18 protein-coding genes are annotated in these 19,465 nt (G+C 43.3%); 7 read left to right on the top strand and 11 right to left on the bottom strand.

Translation table 11 applies throughout. The features are described 5' to 3' along the window. Positions 1-81: 81 nt before the first annotated feature. On the bottom strand, positions 82-465 hold the full coding sequence (locus tag VXP95_RS01280; RefSeq protein WP_064095955.1) for a prepilin-type N-terminal cleavage/methylation domain-containing protein: 384 nt from the start codon (positions 463-465) through the stop codon (positions 82-84). Between the two features lie 469 nt (positions 466-934). On the opposite strand from VXP95_RS01280, the gene metK reads away from it, so the two are divergent. The 3 genes from metK to VXP95_RS01265 all read left to right on the top strand — a co-directional run bounded on the left by metK (position 935) and on the right by VXP95_RS01265 (position 4,161). Further along, positions 935-2,101, top strand: a complete 1,167-nt coding sequence (metK, locus tag VXP95_RS01275; RefSeq protein ID WP_005246700.1) for a methionine adenosyltransferase — start codon at positions 935-937, stop codon at positions 2,099-2,101. A gap of 228 nt (positions 2,102-2,329) precedes the next feature. Next, positions 2,330-2,674 (top strand): hypothetical protein, encoded by a 345-nt coding sequence (locus VXP95_RS01270; RefSeq protein WP_144723927.1) that lies wholly within the window; start codon positions 2,330-2,332, stop codon positions 2,672-2,674. Positions 2,675-2,949: 275 nt separating this feature from the next. After that, positions 2,950-4,161 carry a YeeE/YedE family protein gene (locus tag VXP95_RS01265; protein ID WP_416711231.1) on the top strand — a complete coding sequence of 404 codons (1,212 nt, stop codon included), beginning with the start codon at positions 2,950-2,952 and terminating at the stop codon, positions 4,159-4,161. 56 nt (positions 4,162-4,217) lie between these two features. On the opposite strand, the gene VXP95_RS01260 is transcribed toward VXP95_RS01265, so the two are convergent. The 3 genes from VXP95_RS01260 to VXP95_RS01250 form a co-directional block, all read right to left on the bottom strand. Then, positions 4,218-4,727 carry a hypothetical protein gene (locus VXP95_RS01260; protein ID WP_064102008.1) on the bottom strand — a complete coding sequence of 170 codons (510 nt, stop codon included), beginning with the start codon at positions 4,725-4,727 and terminating at the stop codon, positions 4,218-4,220. A 63-nt stretch (positions 4,728-4,790) separates the two neighbouring features. Continuing rightward, the gene (locus tag VXP95_RS01255) at positions 4,791-5,570 is read right to left on the bottom strand and encodes a TIGR03915 family putative DNA repair protein (protein WP_416682276.1); all 780 of its coding nucleotides are present in this window, start codon (positions 5,568-5,570) and stop codon (positions 4,791-4,793) included. After that, entirely contained in the window at positions 5,570-6,829 is a 1,260-nt protein-coding gene (locus tag VXP95_RS01250; RefSeq protein ID WP_416711230.1) for a putative DNA modification/repair radical SAM protein, read from the bottom strand. The genes VXP95_RS01255 and VXP95_RS01250 overlap by 1 nt, the downstream gene beginning before the upstream one ends. A 207-nt stretch (positions 6,830-7,036) precedes the next feature. Here VXP95_RS01250 and VXP95_RS01245 point away from each other — a divergent pair, with 207 nt between their 5' ends. Further along, positions 7,037-8,080: an NAD(P)H-dependent flavin oxidoreductase gene (locus VXP95_RS01245; RefSeq protein WP_064095949.1), complete on the top strand. Its 1,044-nt coding sequence runs from the start codon at positions 7,037-7,039 to the stop codon at positions 8,078-8,080. A gap of 59 nt (positions 8,081-8,139) precedes the next feature. Here VXP95_RS01245 and VXP95_RS01240 read toward each other — a convergent pair whose 3' ends face one another. Then, a complete protein-coding gene (locus VXP95_RS01240; protein WP_064095948.1) occupies positions 8,140-8,817 on the bottom strand; it encodes a hypothetical protein in 678 nt (225 codons plus the stop codon). A gap of 251 nt (positions 8,818-9,068) precedes the next feature. Continuing rightward, complete coding sequence (dusB, locus tag VXP95_RS01235) at positions 9,069-10,094, bottom strand: tRNA dihydrouridine synthase DusB (RefSeq protein WP_416711229.1); 1,026 nt, start codon at positions 10,092-10,094, stop codon at positions 9,069-9,071. A gap of 80 nt (positions 10,095-10,174) precedes the next feature. On the opposite strand from dusB, the gene VXP95_RS01230 reads away from it, so the two are divergent. Further along, positions 10,175-11,383: a DUF1615 family protein gene (locus VXP95_RS01230; protein WP_416711227.1), complete on the top strand. Its 1,209-nt coding sequence runs from the start codon at positions 10,175-10,177 to the stop codon at positions 11,381-11,383. Beyond that, complete coding sequence (locus VXP95_RS01225) at positions 11,350-12,003, top strand: HAD family hydrolase (protein WP_416711226.1); 654 nt, start codon at positions 11,350-11,352, stop codon at positions 12,001-12,003. The genes VXP95_RS01230 and VXP95_RS01225 overlap by 34 nt, the downstream gene beginning before the upstream one ends. A gap of 194 nt (positions 12,004-12,197) precedes the next feature. Here VXP95_RS01225 and VXP95_RS01220 read toward each other — a convergent pair whose 3' ends face one another. Further along, positions 12,198-13,292: a fatty acid desaturase family protein gene (locus VXP95_RS01220; RefSeq protein WP_004646650.1), complete on the bottom strand. Its 1,095-nt coding sequence runs from the start codon at positions 13,290-13,292 to the stop codon at positions 12,198-12,200. 14 nt (positions 13,293-13,306) lie between these two features. Further along, complete coding sequence (locus tag VXP95_RS01215) at positions 13,307-14,371, bottom strand: flavin reductase family protein (protein ID WP_416711224.1); 1,065 nt, start codon at positions 14,369-14,371, stop codon at positions 13,307-13,309. A gap of 150 nt (positions 14,372-14,521) precedes the next feature. Here VXP95_RS01215 and fabR point away from each other — a divergent pair, with 150 nt between their 5' ends. After that, positions 14,522-15,202: an HTH-type transcriptional repressor FabR gene (gene fabR, locus VXP95_RS01210; RefSeq protein WP_144723920.1), complete on the top strand. Its 681-nt coding sequence runs from the start codon at positions 14,522-14,524 to the stop codon at positions 15,200-15,202. Positions 15,203-15,262: 60 nt separating this feature from the next. On the opposite strand, the gene VXP95_RS01205 is transcribed toward fabR, so the two are convergent. The 3 genes from VXP95_RS01205 to rapA all read right to left on the bottom strand — a co-directional run bounded on the left by VXP95_RS01205 (position 15,263) and on the right by rapA (position 19,445). After that, on the bottom strand, positions 15,263-16,063 hold the full coding sequence (locus tag VXP95_RS01205; RefSeq protein ID WP_416682265.1) for an alpha/beta fold hydrolase: 801 nt from the start codon (positions 16,061-16,063) through the stop codon (positions 15,263-15,265). Between the two features lie 137 nt (positions 16,064-16,200). After that, a complete protein-coding gene (locus VXP95_RS01200) occupies positions 16,201-16,467 on the bottom strand; it encodes a PAAR domain-containing protein (protein ID WP_064101962.1) in 267 nt (88 codons plus the stop codon). 140 nt (positions 16,468-16,607) lie between these two features. Next, entirely contained in the window at positions 16,608-19,445 is a 2,838-nt protein-coding gene (gene rapA / locus VXP95_RS01195; RefSeq protein WP_416711223.1) for an RNA polymerase-associated protein RapA, read from the bottom strand. Positions 19,446-19,465: the final 20 nt, after the last annotated feature.

Below are 19,465 nucleotides of genomic sequence, written 5' to 3'. Positions count from 1 at the left end.
TATTTTTAATTATAAAATATTTATAAATCCATATAAAAATCTAATTAGCTTAGGTTAAATTTTAATATTTATAGACTTTGATTATTGACCCTGACAATCGTTGGGCAAATAGCGCTGCTGAATATTGGTTGAATAACATTTCCCACTATAAACATCAAAGGCAATTGATTTCCCGCGAATCGCGGCATCTACACCTTGTTGCCGCATCTTAAATTCAATCCGGCACGCAGCGTTAATGATCACTTTTTCGATATATTGGCTACCGCCACCAATCTGCCGTCCGGCATCACACTGTTGATCCGAGGCAATAAAATGGCTTCGATATACCCCAGCCTGCTGAAACACATCAGCCAATTGAGAACGTACGATATAGCCTTGATAACTCATAAAAGCCATCGTAGCTAAAATCGCAACAATTATCGTTACAATCAGCCCCTCAATCAGGGTAAATGCCTTTTGATACATCATCTCTGATCTCCGTATAGTCTTGCTCCAAAAGTCCATACAAAAAGATGTCGCTATTCCTAAGCGACAAATATTGAAGACTGAGGCTAATATGAAGATATACCCGGACACCCACAAGACAGCTAGTCGCACGGCATACCCGCTTGCTTTGCTTTATTGATGTAATGATCACTTGCTTAAAACAAGGTTTGAATTTTTAGCTTTATATTCTTTGCACGTTTATTTTTTTAAATTCAATTTGAAATCTAATAATTTAATTTTTTGTCAGTTTGGGGTGTTAAATATTATTAATGTATGTTCTCTCACGAATAATGCTGATTTAATAGGCATATCAATTTTTTTAATTCTATTAATCAATTAAAAACACAATATTTTGAAACAATTTCGTCCAATTTTGTTGCGTTAAGCTAGTCCTAGAGCGCAACTCGATGTAACATATCGGGTCTTTAAAATTAACTGTGATAGGACTATGCGCGAGTACGCTGTATTTACTTCGGAATCTGTAAGCGAAGGCCATCCAGATAAAATGGCTGACCAAATCAGTGACGCTATTTTGGATGCAATCTTAAAAGAAGACCCATATGCACGGGTTGCTTGTGAAACGCTTGTAAAAACAGGTGCGGTTGTACTTGCCGGTGAAATCACCACTACGGCAAATGTTGATTTTGAGGCAATTGTACGTCATACCGTGAACGGAATTGGTTATCACCATTCTGATCTGGGTTTTGATGGCTCAACCTGTGCTGTAATCAACATGATTGGCAAACAGTCACCTGAAATTGCTCAGGGTGTCGACCGCCAAAAACCTGAAGATCAGGGTGCCGGTGACCAAGGACTGATGTTCGGTTATGCAAGCCGTGAAACTGATGTACTGATGCCTGCCCCGATTTCATATGCACATCGTCTTATGGAAAAACAGGCTGAATTACGTCGTGATGGTACGTTGCCATGGTTACGCCCAGATGCCAAAAGTCAGGTAACTTTTGCTTATGAAAATGGTGTGCCAGTACGTTTAGATGCCGTAGTCCTTTCGACTCAACATGATCCTGAAATCACTCAAGCGAACCTGAAAGAAGCTGTGATTGAAGAAATCGTGAAAAAAATCATTCCTGCTGACATGTTCCATGCCGACACCAAATTCCATATCAACCCGACTGGTATGTTCGTGATCGGTGGTCCTGTGGGTGACTGTGGTTTGACTGGCCGTAAAATTATCGTAGACACCTACGGCGGTATGGCGCGTCATGGTGGTGGTGCTTTCTCCGGTAAAGACCCATCTAAAGTTGACCGCTCTGCTGCTTATGCAGGTCGTTATGTTGCGAAAAACATCGTGGCTGCTGGCCTGGCAGACAAGTGTGAAATTCAGGTGTCTTATGCGATCGGTGTTGCCGAGCCAACTTCAATTTCAATCAATACTTTCAATACTGCAAAAGTATCTGAAGAATTGATTATTGCATTGGTGCGTGAACACTTCGACCTACGCCCATATGGTATTACCCGTATGCTTGACCTGATCCAGCCTATGTACAAGCAAACTGCTGCTTATGGTCACTTTGGTCGTGAAGGTTCGGATACAGCCTTTACCTGGGAAAAAACAGACAAAGTGGAAGCGCTTAAAGCCTCTGCCGGCCTGTAATTTATTCCTGAGAAAAGCCCGCTTTATGCGGGCTTTTTTTATGCTTTAATATCGATTCAATGAAACTTCGACTTACTTATCATCAAAACCTCAAGTAGCTCCTAACCTTTCTCAAATCTATAAAAGTTACATTTGACAAACAATTTTTGATCTATTTTCTAGCATAAATTCAAATAAATAGTTGATAGATTAAACTCCAGCTCTACAACAACAAAAGGATATTACCCGATGAAAAAACTACTTATTGCTTTAGGTTTAGTTACAACTGTTGCCCTGGTAGGCTGTAATAAAGAAAAAGCGCCTGAAACAGGTGCCACCACAGGTGAACATCTAGAAAATGCAGCAGATCAAGCCGGGCATGATATTAAAAATGATACACGTGAAGCTGAAGTCAAAACTGAACAGGCTCTGGATAAGGCAGCAGAAGAAACTGCTAAAGCTGCCGATGATGCAGCTGCTGCAGCTTCCCGCGCCGCGGATGCCACTGCTGAAGCAGCACGAAAAGCAACTGCTTCTACCGCTGCAGCAGTTGAAGAAGGCGCTCAAGATGTACGTGAAAAAGCTGAGAACTAATTTTAGGATTCAGTCTGATATTGAAAAGCCTGCAAATTGCAGGCTTTTTTATCCATGATAGTTCTGGTTATTAATATCTATAAATTTAAAGTGGGTTTATTACCAGATAAAATCTGCACTTTATCTAAACCGCCCAATAAGATCAGATAAGCTGATAAATCTTATCAACAATTAGAATGACTTAATAATGATTAATGCCCTAAAACAAGCTGCATTAAAGCTGAAATTCAGTAGAATACCAGCCTTTATTTATTATTTTTAAGATTTTCACTCCCATGTCAGTCATTGTTGCTGCTTCCCAAAGGTCGAATATTTCGGTTTGGGCAGCTTTTATCTTGCTTATCATAGGTACAATCGGTGCCTATCAAATCGTTGGCTTAAATCAAGCCCTGTTATTCTTGATTGGTGGTGCACTGGGCATGACCCTGTACCATGCATCTTTTGGTTTTACCTCAAGCTGGCGTGTGTTTATCAAGGAACGTCGCGGTCGTGGTTTACGCGCGCAGATGATTATGCTCGCTCTGGCCGTCTTGCTGTTCTTCCCCGCCTTAGGTGCGGGTGAGTTATTTGGTAACCCAGTTAAAGGCAATGTTAACCCCGTTTCCATGTCAGTCATGATTGGTGCCTTTATTTTCGGTATCGGCATGCAACTTGGTGGCGGCTGTGCATCCGGTACCCTGTATACCGTAGGTGGTGGTAGCGCACGCATGCTGGTGACGCTCTTGTTTTTCTGTATTGGGTCAGTGATTGCGACCTCGCATCTTGACTGGTGGTTTGCCCTTCCGCATCTTGAACCGATTTCTCTAGTAGAAAGTTTAGGGGTGATCCCTGGATTACTGTTGAGCTTTATCATTTTTGCCATTATTGCTGCAGCAACAGTTTATTTCGAAAAGAAACGTCACGGTAGTCTCGAAATTGAGTCTAGTAGTAAACACCAAGGCTGGAAGCGCTTTATCCGTGGTCCATGGCCTCTGATTTGGGGTGGTATTATCCTGACCTTACTCAACTTTGCGACTCTGGCATTGGCAGGTCGTCCTTGGGGCGTGACCTCTGCACTGGCTGTGTGGGGTGCCAAAGGTGCAAGTCTTGTAGGTATAGACGTTGCATCCTGGGATTATTGGCAACAGGCGGGTAATGCAAAAGCGCTGGCCAACTCACTCTGGTATGACATTACTTCCATGATGAACTTCGGTATCATGCTGGGTGCTTTGTTGGCGGCGAGTTTGGCAGGTAAATTTGCGCCGAATTTCAATATTCCAAAACGTTCACTGATTGCTGCTGTTTTAGGGGGCATAATGCTGGGCTACGGCGCACGCTTAGCTTATGGTTGTAATATCGGTGCATATTTCAGTGGAATTGCGTCAGGTAGTTTGCATGGCTGGTTGTGGCTGGTATTTGCCTTTATCGGTAATGGCCTTGGGGTAAAACTTCGTCCGATTTTCTTCCCGGATGAAAAACCGCAGCCTGAAAAACTGACCGGTTGCTAATGCTTAAAATCAAAAAAGTCCATCAAAATTGATGGGCTTTTTTCTTTCTTTAGGATTTACAGCGCAGCTTTTAAATTACAGCCATAACCCATGGTTTGCTGAACCTGACGATAAGTCGTATAACGATCCAGAATAAAGGTATAAAAATGATCAGCGTCAGAGAAATTGGCTTTTAGATTTTCATTCTTGGCATTAGGCAATTTAATGTCATCGACCAATTCCAGATTGTAATGTCCCAAGCGGTACATATCGGCAAAATAACTATTCATCATATCGCAATAGGCGATTTTACTGGGTTTTAATGCGGTACTGCTAACGAGATGCTGGTTCAAGCTTTGCAGATTATTGACATCTAAAGGAAACTGGTGCGCGAAAGCAATACTTTCGACTTTCTTAAATTTCTGAAAGTCCTGGGCTAACTGGACATTGAGGGCATCAAAACGTTGCTGCAGTTCTTGTGCGGTCTGAACCTGATATTTGACTGGATCTACGACCGGTTTTTGTGGTTGTTCCGAACATGCAGTTAATCCAGTGAGCAGCGCTAATGACGTTAGCCATACCTTCATGTTTATACACTCAATTTAAATATACCAATGCTTATTATGCCTGAAAACAGCCTGATGTACTGTTTAAAGTAATTTCTCATTCATATAACGCCAGTAACGCTTTGGCACATATTGAATATGCAATTTCATGTTCTTGCGCGCCTGAATATTCACACTATTGAAATAATCTTTCCAGAGCTGATCATATAGCAGCTCTTGATCATCCAGTTCAATACTGAATGACTGACTATGACCAATCCGGATTTGTGGATCGATTATTTCCGCGTTCATCTCGACCTGATGCATCTGCTTTAAATCATAATAAATACCGTAATTACGCTGCTCATCATAAATCAGCCAGCTTTGATCCTGATAACGCTCCTGAAAATGTCGGGAAATAATCGGCAAGACATTAAAGTCCGGTCTGACCAGACTCAGAAACAAGCCATCTTTGGCTTTTTTAAAGCGTACAAAAGCCTCCATGCGATGCTTTTCCCGACCCACTTGCTTGGCCCATTGCGACATGCCGATTACCGCAGCATGACCATAATCTTTATCGACTGGACGCTGGTTTTGAAAGACATAAACTGCAAAATCAAAAAGACTCTGAAACGCTGCTTCCTGCTCTGACAGAAAGGTATAGTAAAAAGCACGCAAACTGCTGGAAGATACTTTCTGCTTTAATCCCTGCCACACCCGCTGCCCATGTTGATCATTAGAGGCCACATGGATAAATTCATCAAATAAACCTGTTTGTGCTTGAGGATTGGCCGTCACTATCACATTAAATTCTTTAAACTCGAAAGCACGAAATACACAACTGAGCAGACCAGTCATGCTGCCATCAAAACAGTAACTTGCCACTAAAAACCCAATCCTAATTGAGGTGAAAGTTGCTGCTGATATTTAGATTGCCCTGACATCAAAATTTGCTGGCGGATCTGATGGGCGTGCTGATCTTTCCTGAATTTCGGTGTATCCGCACAGCGGATAAAATGCTGCGCCCGGTTATAAGCCACGCCCATGCGTTTTAGCTGGTCAATATGGATCTGTCCAAAACGGCGGGCCTGTACAATTTTCTGGGCAGAACGCACGCCTATGCCGGGTACACGCAGAATCATTTTATAGTCGGCACGGTTAATATCGACCGGAAAGGCTTCAGGATGACGCAAGGCCCAACTGAGTTTGGGATCAATCTCCAGTTCCAGATTCGGATGCTGATCATCGACAATTTCATCAGCAGCAAAGCCGTAAAAACGCATCAGCCAATCGGATTGATACAGGCGGTTTTCTCTTAATAATGGCGGTGCTGAACCGATGGCGGGTAAGGTTTTCTCTTCAGGATTAATCGGGATATAACCAGAGAAATACACCCTTTTCAGCTTGAATTCCTTGTAATGCCGGTCAGCCATCAAAATAATGTCCTGATCGGTTTCACTATGCGCACCCACCACCATTTGTGTAGTTTGTCCGGCAGGTACAAATTTTGGAACGGACTTTATCAGCTTGCGTTCATCTTTGAGCTGGATCAACCGGTCACGCACAATGCCCAAGTCTTTTTGTACTTCAGCATGGGTTTTCTCAGGCGCAAATTTTTGCAGTCCCGCTTCCGTCGGCATTTCCAAATTAATACTCATACGGTCGACATACAGTCCGGCTTCGGTAATGATTTCCTGTGATGCACCCGGAATAGTTTTTAGATGGATATAGCCATTAAAGTTTTCTTCGAGTCTAAGTTTTTTGACGACTTGCAGCATCCGCTCCATGGTGTGATCGGCTGATTTAAAAATCCCCGAACTGAGAAACAGCCCCTCAATATAGTTACGCCGATAAAAGTTCATGGTCAGATCGACGACTTCCTGCACGGTAAATGCTGCACGCTGAACGTCATTGGAACGGCGCGAAACACAATAGGAACAGTCAAAAATACAGACATTAGAGAACAGAATTTTCAGCAAGGAAACACAGCGGCCATCTTCGGTATAGCTATGACAGATGCCATTCCCTGTATTGCCCACACCCTTGTCTTTATTTTTACGGTTGCTACCGCTGGATGAGCACGACACATCATACTTGGCAGCATCGGCTAAAATTCGCAGTTTTTCACGGATACGATCAGACATGGGCTCAGAGGATATTTGACCAAAAAGCTATTATAAAGTCTTACTTTCCAGACCTATAAACAACCCGTCCCAATTGCGACATAGTGTGTCGTAACAAATGTAAATGGCACGTAACCCATGCTGCAGTATTTCAAAATAAAATAACCAATATGATTTGCTTAATTTGGTGCTCAAAGGCAAAGTAAAAGCATAACAAGGAGCAAATCTATGTCTTTATTAGAAAATCTTGGAATTAAACATCCTATTTTCTTGGCACCGATGGCAGGTGTCTCTACACCTGAGCTTGCTGCCGAAGTGTCCAATCAGGGCGGCTTGGGTTCACTGGGTCTGGGAGCCAGCAGTATCGAGGCTGCCCGACAACAGATTTTAAAGACCCAGGAACTGACTGATTGCCCTTTTCAGGTCAATTTTTTCTGTCATGACAGTGTGTCTGTAGATGAAGCTGTAGCACAGGCATGGATTGCACAATTTAAAGATAAATTTGCCGAATATGGCGCTCAGGCACCGGATCATTTGGAATGCATTTATCCGAGTTTTAAAGACAATGATGACTTCCTGAATCTGATACTGGAAACCAAACCGCGAGCGGTCAGCTTTCATTTTGGTATTCCGCATCCACATCAGATTCAAGCCCTCAAAAAGGCCGGAATTCTGACTATGGTATCTGCCACCAACTTTGCCGAAGCCAAGGCTATTGAAGCAGCGGGAATCGATATTATTGTCGCACAGGGTATTGAGGCTGGCGGACACCGGGGAGTTTTCTCAACCAAATTTGATGCCTCAGTTAAAACCTCGAATCTGGTCAAGCTGATTAGACAGCATTCGTCCTTGCCCGTTGTAGCGGCAGGCGGAATTATGGATGGTCAACAGGCCAGACTGATGCTGGATTTCGGTGCAGAGGCAGTACAACTCGGAACTGCATTTGTACAATGCAAATCTTCCAATGCCAATGAGGACTATCGTAAAGCTCTACTTTCCAAGCCACTCACTCAAGTCAGTGCCAGCATTTCCGGTCGTCCTGCACGCGGCATCATCAATCACTGGCATATGGAAGTCGATACCCCAGACCGTTTGGACGTGCCAGCCTATCCATATACTTATGATCTTGCTAAACAGCTAAATGCTGCTGCTGCCAAACATGGAGATAAAGGTTATGGTGCATTCTGGGCGGGTTCAAATGTAGCACAGATTCGTGAAATGGAAGCCTCCGATCTGATTAACCAGCTCGTACTGGAAATGTCGCACCCTTAATCATTGAAATCATAAAAAAACCTCTCTATATAGAGAGGTTTTTTAATTCAGCCAGATTACTAGCGTGTAACACGATGCCAGGCATCTTTAACCGCGAATTTCGCTTCTTCCCAATTTAGGCGTGATTCACCTTTCAGTTTTTCCCACTTGGTACGCAGTTCAGGTTCGGCACGATCAAAATCTGTATCACGATCATACATTGAGCGGTTTTCATAACCGACTCGGTAGGCATCGCGATAGTCGCGATCATAATCCAGATCGATATAAGTGGTCCGCATTTCACTGAAATACGGGCGGTTTTGATACTCATCTCTCCAGTATTTATCTTCTGCAATCAGATGATCCGGATGTCGATAGTTATCGGCCTCTGGGTGATTTTCAGGATGCTGATAGTTATCGGTCTGTTTTTGATGATCTGGCGTAGCGATATCATTACCTGCAATTCCGCCTACAATTCCACCGATAATACCACCTACCACTGCACCTGGAGGACCACCTACCAGACCTGCAACTGCTCCCACAGCAGCACCACCTAAAGTACCAGCGCTGGTCGCAGCCAGATTATCCTTACCTTCATTCATGTCAGGAACATGAGGATTATCTTTTACGGGGGTATTCAAATCCGGGCGTGCATTAGTGTCAGCAGGATTGACATTCAGACCTTCACTACGTTCTTGTGGCAATTCCGTTGACGTTTTATGACTAAATTCTGTAACTGGACGATTGGTATTTGTCATATATATAGATCTCCCTCAATCATGACTACAAGCCAGAAAGTTCACATCTGGGTTATATATGGATGAATCTATCTTAGAGGAAGCCTGAGTAAGCAATGTCCAAATCCTGTCCAGTTTAAGTGAACAAAATGTACTGGTATGTATTAGATGCACTCAAGTGTAAACAGAGTGCTAAAATTTGTCTGCTCAAGATAAAAAAGGTTGGTATTTAACACAAAAAATATTACCTAAATCGGTCAGTTGTCCTGACTTTATTGGGTCTGCAGTAAATTCACCGCTTCAACCTGTACATCATTCATTGTAAGGCCATGTTCTAGCAGGGTATTAAAATAATCTTCTACCACACGATACTGGTCAGCGGTATTTTCTACCTGATACATGCTTTGACGAAACTCGTTACTAGATCGCAGTCCTTTGGTGTACCAGGCAATATGTTTACGGGAAATTCGGCAGCCGGAATATTCGCCATAGAACTCGTATAATTCTGTCAGATGTCCCAATAAAACTTCTTTGACTTCTGCAATACTCGGTGCATGCAGATGTTGACCAGTTTTTAGATAATGTGCAATTTCACGAAAAATCCAGGGCCGGCCTTGTGCTGCACGTCCAATCATAATTGCATCTGCACCGGTATAATCCAGCACATATTGGGCTTTTTCAGGACTGTCGATATCACCGTTAGCAATCACAGGAATATTCAACATTTCCTTTACATCTTTAATAAGTGTGTAACGCGCGGTATTCAAATACATGTCTTCACGGGTACGGCCATGCAAAGCCAATGCTGCAATTCCCGCTTCTTCCGCGCGTTTCGCGACCCGCATAATATTTTCCTGTCCATTCAAATAACCAAGACGGGTTTTTAAGGTTACCGGCACGTCAACTGCAGCAACAACTGCATCTAAAATACGCGCAACCAAATCTTCATCCTGCAACAAAGCTGAACCGGCAAGTCGGTTACAGACCTTTTTGGCTGGACAGCCCATATTAATATCAACAATTTGTGCGCCATTGGCCACCTGATAACGTGCCGCTTCAGCCAGATCATGCGGGTCTGAACCAGCAATCTGCGCCGAAATCGGTGCCAGTTCTCCATCAAAATTGGCACGATATAAGCTTTTTTTACTCATTCGCAAAGTTTTGTCGGACGTCATCATTTCACTCACCGCATGACCTGCGCCAAAATATTTGCACAAGGTTCTAAACGGGCGGTCGGTTACACCTGCCATGGGAGCGACAATCAAATTGTTTGACAGTTGATAAGGACCAATATACATATAAATTCATCACTTTTTTGGTGAGCATAGTATACTGCATCTGTCTTATTCACTCATCTTTTCAGTTAATTTACCGCACCATGAATAAAACTTTTACCTCTTGTTTTTCTCTTAAGTCATTGTCTGTGCTCGCACTTTCTTTAAGTCTTGCTGGCTGTGGCAACGGTTCATGGTGGTCAAAAGATGATGAACCAACACTTGAAGTTGAACATATTCGCAAAGCTATTCCAAGCCGTGTCAATCAACGTGAAGCTTGGGCACAAGATATTTACGATATTACTGAACAGCTTGGCATTCCTCAAACCAAGGAAAATGTCTGCACCATTGTGGCAGTAGTTGATCAGGAATCTAACTTTGTTGCAGATCCTACTGTTCCGGGTTTGGGTGAAAAAGCGGTTAAGGAAGTTCAAGGCCGTCTTGATGAAAAATTCAAAGACAAACTTGGTGATGCAATTGGTGGAACAGTTGCTGGATATTTTCAGGAAGTTCTTAAAAATCATCCAAGTCCTGAAGACAACTTCCTGAGTCAGATGCGCCGGGTCAAAACTGAACGGGAACTGGATGAGCTATATCGTGAAATATTTGACTATATGTCGAAGCATTATCATGTCAGCGCACTCACTGGTGCTGCCAAACTGGTCGGGCAGAATATTGCTGAGAAAATGAATCCGATTACCACCTTGGGCTCAATGCAAGTGCATATCAGCTATGCCAAAGAGCATAAACGTCAAGGTGGCAATATTGCAGAACTGCGTACCGATCTCTATAGTCAATATGGGGGATTGTATTATGGGATTCATCGCCTGATGATGTATCCGGCAGATTATGACAAGCCGATTTACCGTTTTGCGGACTACAATTCCGGTATGTATTCCAGTCGAAATGCAGCTTTTCAGAGCATGTTAAATGATTTAACTGAAGCCGAACTCGATCTGGATGGCGATTTATTGCTATATACGAAAGATGGAGCAACCCGCTCACAAAAGAGCCAGTCCGAGCGCGAGTTGATCAGTGTCTTTGCCAAAAATAATTTTATTATTACTGAACGTCAAATCCGTGCCGATTTAAAAAAGGAAAAAGAGAAAGATTTTGAAGACACCATGACCTATCGTGGCGTTAGCAAGCTCTATCAGGAAAAGACAGGTAAAGATCCAATCTATGCCATTATGCCTGAAGTGGTCATTTCCGGACCAAAATTAAGTCGTGATTATAATACTAACTGGTTTGCTACCCGCGTCGATGGCCGATATCAAACATGCATGCGCAAAATCAAGAATCTAAAACTCTAGCCTTATTTGATTTTGATGGAACCCTGTATCTGCATGATAGCTTTACCGGGTTCATTTTCCATGCCTTAAGAAAACGGCATATTGTGAAACGCGGCATGCAAATTTTGCCATGGATTCAGGCCTATTATTTAAATTTCTATCCGGCACATCGCATGCGACCCAAATTGTATGCCAGCATGTTTAAAAACAGTGATGCAGGGGAAATTCTGCAATTAGCTCAGGATTATGCGCAACAACTAATATTCAAGTTAAATCCGAAATTATTAGAACAGCTTAGGCAACATCAAGAATTAGGCCATGAAGTGGTGCTAGTTTCCGCATCTCTGGATTTATATTTAAAACCGGTCTGCAGCTATTTAAATATCGATTTAATCTGTAGCGAAGTTGAAATCAAAGCTGGGAAAATGACAGGGTTTTATCAAACTCCTGACTGTAGTAATCAGCAAAAGAAATCCAGAATTTTAGAAAAATATAAACTGCAAGATTATGCGGAAATTTATGCTTATGGGAATAGTGAGGAGGATGAAGAAATGTTGAGTCTAGCGCATCAACGTTATCTCGAAGGGCATGATAAACAGCTTCCAAAAATTAATATTTCAGCTCATTCGATGCCATATTAGTCCTTTCCATTCTATCGGGTTAACCAACTAAACGCCTTTAAACAACGCTATAAATGACAGATTAACTTTTTTACTTTATGCCTTGAAATCATCTTAAATAGCTTCGCAATCAGGGCTTTTACTTTCTGTAAGTATTAGCCTCCTAAATAAAAAAAACCACTTCATTTGAAGTGGTTTTTTAGCTTTAAGAAAAATTACTTCTTAAATGGAAATGCATATTTCACAATACGTTTAATCACGCTACCGTACTGCTTAACTAGACTAGCATTGTTGTAGTTCAAACCATATTTTTCACAAACCGCCTGAACTTTTGGCGCCATTTGACGATAGCGGCGTGCAGGTACATCAGGATACAGATGATGTTCAATCTGATGACTTAAATGACCCGTCAAGATATGAAATGCTTCAGAACCAGTCAGGTTGGATGAACCACGGATCTGACGCATATACCAGTGACCACGACTTTCATTTTGCAGCACCGATTTCGGGAATACTTCCACATCTTTGGTAAAGTGACCACAGAAAATAATACTAAAGGTCCAGATATTACGCAGACCATTGGCCACCATATTGCCAGTCAAAACCGGTAAAGCCGCAGGACCTGCTATCAATGGAAAGAATACATAATCCTTAAACAACTGTTTACCAATTTTGCTCTGCATTGGACGCCATTCTTCTTTGGTCTGCTCTTTGCTTTTACGGCCTTTGAAGTATTTACCCAATTCAAGATTCTGAATTGCAACGCCCCACTGGAACAATAAACAGAATGGCACTGCATAAATCGGTTGCAATAAATAGCCCGGTTTCCAGCGCTGTTCGGGGAACAGGCGTAATAGGCCATAACCGATATCATCATCCATACCCTTAATATTGGTATAGGTATGATGCTTAAAGTTATGGGTTTGACGCCAGTTGTCTGAAGTCCCTACGATATCCCATTCATAGGTCTGACCATTGAGTTTAGGATCATTCATCCAGTCATATTGACCGTGCATGACGTTATGACCCAGTTCCATATTTTCCATAATTTTGGCAAAGCCTAACAGGCCTGTACCCAATAACCATGCTGGCGGGAACCATCCTGCAAATAACAAGGCACGACCGGCAATCGATGAATAACGAATGGTTGAATAGACACGACGGATATATTTGGCGTCTTTTTCACCCAGATCATCTAGCACTTCTTGCTTAATCGCATCGAGTTCACGTGCAAGTTCATCAAGTTCAAACTGGGTTAATTCACGGTTTTTAGGATTTTTAAAATACTGTAATTTTACTGGCATATTCATAGGATAAAACTCGCTTATAAGTCGATGACAAGGTCAGTCTGCGCTGAGTTAATACAAATTTTGAGCAGGTTGCCGGGCTCGGTATTTTGCGAACCGTTGACCAAATTCTTGGTCGAACCCTCTACTTTATTGCAGGCACATTTATTACAAATGCCCATACGGCAACCATGGGTCGGTTTAATATTTTGCTGTTCCAGGCTCACCAGAATGGACTGGCCTTTTGGAATGCTGACCGTTTTTTTCGACTGGGTCAGGGTGACATTAATAAAGCCGGTATCCGATAGATCCGCCAAACTCATACTGAAGGCTTCACCTTTAAACTGTTTTGCCTGAGTAAAAAGCTGTTCTGCTTTAGATACAAAACCTGAAGGACCACAGCAATATACGATGCTATTTTCCAGATTTTGCAGATCGGTCAGATAGGTTTCATCCAGACGCGCAGCAGCTGGCTGTTCTTGAGTGGCATACACATGAAATGAGAAATTTGCATGTTTCTGAGCAAGTTCTTCAAACCGTACTTTAAATGCGGCATCTTGATCTTTTTTAACCCAGTACCAGAGAGTGACCGGTGCAGATAGTTCACCTTTTTTGCTCAAGCTTTCCAGCATACTGAGCATTGGAGTAATACCACTCCCTGCAGCAAGCAGAATCAATGGACTCGTCTGCGCAGGCAACGTCATATCACCATAAGGCTGACCAAATTCGATCACATCACCTACTTGTGCCTGTTCTGCCAACCAAGTACTGACTTTACCGGCATTGACTTTTTTCACGGTCAATAAAACATGTTGCGCATCTACACGGGTCAAACTATAGCTACGTTCATAACGGATACCGTTTACCACCACATAAACCGGATGATGCTGCCCTGCTTCACCAAACTTAAATAAGCGATTCACCTGAATTTTCAGACTCAGCATATCCTGTGCTGCATTTTCTATATGCACGATCTTGCCTAATGGCTGATTCAACGACCACACAGGATTGAGTTTCTGAATCCAGAAATTAATTGCATGCTGATCAATCACACTATCAGACAGTGTATTCAATGGCATTTTAAGTTTTTGCAGTACATGCATCGTTTGTGACATCACCTTGGGGTTTTAATTATTATACACATGTATATATATTTGTATATACAATCGTATTGTTTCTAATCGTTTCACAAGCTTGACTAGCTCGGTTATAATAAAATGTCATGCATGAACCTATCGATGAACGAGCCTTCAATGAAAATAAGCAGTGATGCATCTTTACTACAATCGAAAAGCATTGATGAGCCGATTATCGTACGGAGTGTCGGTCGCAAGGCTACCATTACCAAGGAAGAGCTGTTTCAGGCTGCCTTGAATCTGATTGGACCACAAAAAAGCATCGCTTCTTTAAGTTTACGTGAAGTAGCACGTGAAGCCGGTATTGCCCCAAACAGTTTCTATCGTCATTTTAAAGATATTGATGAACTGGCCATTGAGCTGATAGATCGTGCGGGGATTGTATTGCGTCAGATTTTGAATGAGGCACGGCTGCAAGCTTCCCGCCAGAACAGCATCATCCGTAGTTCTGTAGAAATTTTTATTGCCCAGCTCGATGCCGATGAAGGCAATCTAAGCCTGTTATTGCGTGAAGGTTATACCGGCTCCAAGTCTTATAAACAGGCGGTAGAGCGTCAATTGAATTATTTCCAGCAAGAACTGCAAGATGACCTGATCCGTCTGGAACGTCTGAATAATAAAAAGCTGCTACATGCTGACATTGCCGCCAAAGCGATTACACAGCTGGTGTTCAACATGGGTGCCAATGTGATTGATATACCCGCTGAAGACCGCAAAGAAATTGCCGAACAGACTATGATCATGATTCGGATGATTCTTGAAGGTGCACGCCATCTGGAAGACTCTCAGTTACGTTAATTTTTCATGGCGTAAAAGGATATAAAAGAGACGTAATCAATGTCTCTTTTTTTGTGCCGATCATAAAAGTGCAAGTTGGGCTTTGACTACCTTTGCAGTAGCTTCTGGATGCTCAAGAGGGAACATATGTCCACCTTCGACCACTGAATAATCAATCTGGTAAATCTTGTGCATCCCTTGTGGCAAACCCTGCTGATAAAACTGGCTCTGCTCGGCAGTAATCAGATGCATCGGCACTTCAGGCGCTCGGCGTGGCGTTCTCCACCACCATGCGGGTACAGTCCGGAAAATTTCAGCTTCTACCTGTTTGGGAATGGTTAACGTCACCCCACCGCGTTCAGATTCTGGCTGAATACCGCTCTCGATATAATCAGCAAAACACTGCTCATCGAAATTTTTAAACAGACGGTTAGATCGCAAAGCTTCAATCGCGACCTGTTTCGATGGCCAATGATCCTTGCGTTTTAGTGTAATTCCTGCGGGTGTATAACGATCGATACTTTTCAGATTCAGCTTTTTAATCAGTTCAAATATGGCGCTGTTTTTTCCAATCACAAACGGTGGATCCATGATGACCAGTTTGGAAAACAGTTCTGGACGTCGATACGCTGCCATCAGGGTTACCAGACCACCAAAGGAATGCCCTAGACCAATCACCTGTTGCTGAGAAAACTGCTGCTCGATATCTGCAATGACTTCATCGACCAGATAACGCCAGTCTCGCGTAATCGGATATTGCGGATTCATGCCGATAAATGGAATCGCTTTGACTTCATAGTCTTGCTGAAAATAATCCAGAAACTTCTGGTAAGTTGCCGCAGGGATACCATTGGCATGAGTAAAATGTAGGGCTTGCTTCATTATTTTTTAAACGCAGTGCGTATTCATCCTGAAATCGTAGGCCAAGCTTAATGCGCTGCGTATTAATTTGGCAGTACAAAAATGCTCAACGCATGACCTCAAAGTCACTTCTCGCTATCTCTAGAAAAATAACAGACTTATTTCTGCGATACAGTCAAATGCTGCATGGGTAGAAAAATCGCCCCGCAACTGGCCTTATCTCCTGCAATGACAACGGCTCGTCCTTGAACAGTAACAGACAATTCACTAGCGATCGCGCTAACGGTAGTTAGACATTTGGGACAATAATGCTTCATGCCATTTAAATGTACGGCAACACCATGAATCAAAAAAGAGGGTTCACATTCAGTCACCATGCCGCCATGACTGGTCTTTGTGCCCAGTGTAATCAGTGCTTTTGACATGCTTTTTAGTTCTTATTTAGTGGGCCAATTTTAAACAGGAGAAAAATAACAGGCCAGCATTCTCCGACAAAGAATAATAAAACTGGATTTTGCCCATAAAAAAAGCAGCCCGAAAGCTGCATTTTTTAATGATTTAAAGCTTAAGGCTTAACCACAACCATCACCTGAATGGCTTCAGGCGTAACCGATAGACCATCCAGTAAGCTTAAACCTTCTTTCTGCAATTTCTGTAAACGTGCAATTTCATCTTCACGGATACCTGGATTGAACTGTTTCAGATAGGTCAGGCGATCAATTTCATATTGCCATTTATTGCCATACACTTCTTTGGCTTGCTGCTTGAAGCCTGGCAAAGCACTGCGTGCCAGTTCAAGTGCCTGCTGATAACGCGCTTCAATCACATCACGACGTGCTTTCACCACCTGACGACAGCTATTGCCATCCAAATGATGTAGATAAGGCTTCAGGATTTCTGGTGCAATCTTCTGGGAGAGATCCTGACCTTTTTCACTGAGCAAGACACGGATTAACTGTTGCGGCAGGCTAGATGGCAAGTTCAATGCTTTCGGTGCAACCACATCGACCTTGAACCAGACTTCTAGCAATACCGAACCTTGTGGCAACGCCGCAGATTTTAGTACTGCTACATTGGTACTACCAAAGCCTTGGGTATTGATCATTTCCATCACGCTTTCAGTGAATGGATGTTCCAGTGTCAGATATTGCGCATCTTCACGGATTTGTGCCTGATCACGATAGAAGGTGGCTGTCATGCCCTCCTCGTCCAGAGTCAAACCTTGAACCTGCATCTGATCGGTTGGCTTGATGATCACGGTCCCATTGCTTTGTTCATCAAAGTCGATATTGGTCGATGCCATGAAGCGCTTCATGAACATTGGCAAAGTGGTATTATCATCATAATCTTCAAGCGCGTTGACAATTTCCTGTGCCACCACCGGACGGCATGAATTGTACTCCAGTAAACGGTCACGGCCTTGCTGCAATTCCGCTTCCAAAGCCTCACGTTGCACGCTGACTTCTTCCAGCAGGTCTTCAAATTCCTGACCTTTGTCAGCAAGCAGACAGTCTTTCAAGGCAACAATAAAGTTTTCTTGCAGAGTTTGCGCAGTTGGTGAAATATTGCTGAAAATATTCAAGGCTTCATTATACCAGCGGAACATACGCTCTTGCGCGGTACCCACCAGATAAGGCACATGAATCTGGATACGGTTTTCCTGGCCAATACGGTCCAGACGACCAATACGCTGTTCCAGCACATCCGGATTCGCGGGCAAGTCAAACAGAATCAGATCAGAAGCAAACTGGAAGTTACGCCCTTCTGAACCAATTTCCGAACACAGGAGAATCTGTGCGCCATACGAATCTTCAGCGAAATAAGCCGCCGCTTGGTCACGTTCCAGCAGACTCATGCCTTCATGGAACATCGCAGTACGAATACCTGCATGTAAACGCAACACATTTTCCAGCGCTTCAACCACTGGACCGCTTCGGGCAATCAGTAATACTTTCTTGTGTTTCAGGTCTGTACGCAGCTTTTCCATCAACCACATCACGCGTGGATCAGTTTCCATCCACGAGCCATCCAGCTGGGCTTCTTCAGGCCACATTTGCTCACGTAGTTTTCCGTCTTTTGACCAGTGTTCTGGTGCCGGCAATGGTGCGGGCTGACAGTCACGTCCCGGGAAGCCTTGAATTGCTTCACGCGTATTACGGAACAGAATACGGCCTGTTCCATGACGGTCTAAAAGCTCATGAATCGCACGGAAACGCTGCTCGGGAAGATCCTCAATCGGATGTCCTAATAAGGTCTCAATCGCAGCGAAATGCTCAGCTTCTAGCGGCATGTCTGACATTAACACTTCTGCAATTTTAGCCGTATGCTGATATTGCGCTTCTTCATCTAGGAAACGATCCAGCGAGTTAAAACGTTGCGGATCGAGCAAACGCAGGCGTGCAAAATGACTTTCCACACCGAGCTGTTCAGGTGTCGCTGTCAATAACAATACACCTGGCGTATGTTCAGCCAGCTCTTCGACCAGATCATAACGGTCGTTGCCGCCTTCTTCTTCACTCCACATCAAATGATGCGCTTCATCAACTACCAGCAAATCAAAACCGGCTTCAAGTGCCTGCTCCCGAAGATCTTCATGGTCAACCATCAAATCAACAGAAGCAATAATCTTTTGTTCGGTCAGGAACGGATTCAGATCAGGATCATGTTCTTTGATCGAAGCAGTACGGGTCAAATCAAACAGCGAGAATTCAAGATTGAAACGACGGCGCATCTCAATCATCCACTGGTACTGCAGTGAATCTGGCACCAAGATCAGGATACGTTCAGACCGGCCGGTTTTGAGTTGTTGATGGATGATCAGGCCAGCTTCAATGGTTTTACCCAGACCCACTTCATCTGCCAGCAATACACGGGGTGCAAAACGCTGACCGACTTCATGGGCAATATAGAGTTGGTGGGGAATCAGGCCGACACGCGAACCGACCAAACCACGCAGCGGACTGCTCTGCATATTGGCCTGCATCAGCAATGCTTCAATACGCAGGTCATACCATTCTTTATAATCAATCTGACTAGCCAATAAACGATCTAAAGGCCTAGACAGCTGGATAGTCGCCCCAAGACGGGTTTCATTCAGTGCCTTACGTTCTTCTGTGCCATCTTCAAGAGTGCGTACTACCTGATAACGCACCACGCCGTTACGGTCTTCTACTGATTCAACAGTCCAGGTAACACCTTCCTGATCCTGTAATTCATCATTCACATTAAATATGATACGAGATAAGGGGGCATTGCTGCGTGCATAGACGCGGGTTTCATCGCTTTTTGGGAATAAAATGCTGACCGACCGCTCATCAACATCAATAAGAACGCCTAAACCGAGTTCTGTTTCAGTATCTGATAACCAACGTTGACCAATAGCAAATTGCTGCAATTTTTCCACCTTTATCTTAAGTACAAGAT

The sequence above is a fragment of the Acinetobacter sp. 226 genome (genome assembly GCF_048147925.1).
In the GTDB taxonomy this organism is placed as follows: domain Bacteria; phylum Pseudomonadota; class Gammaproteobacteria; order Pseudomonadales; family Moraxellaceae; genus Acinetobacter; species Acinetobacter pecorum.
Note: the sequence above shows the minus strand (reverse complement) of the source record. Positions and strands in the feature narration are given on the sequence as shown.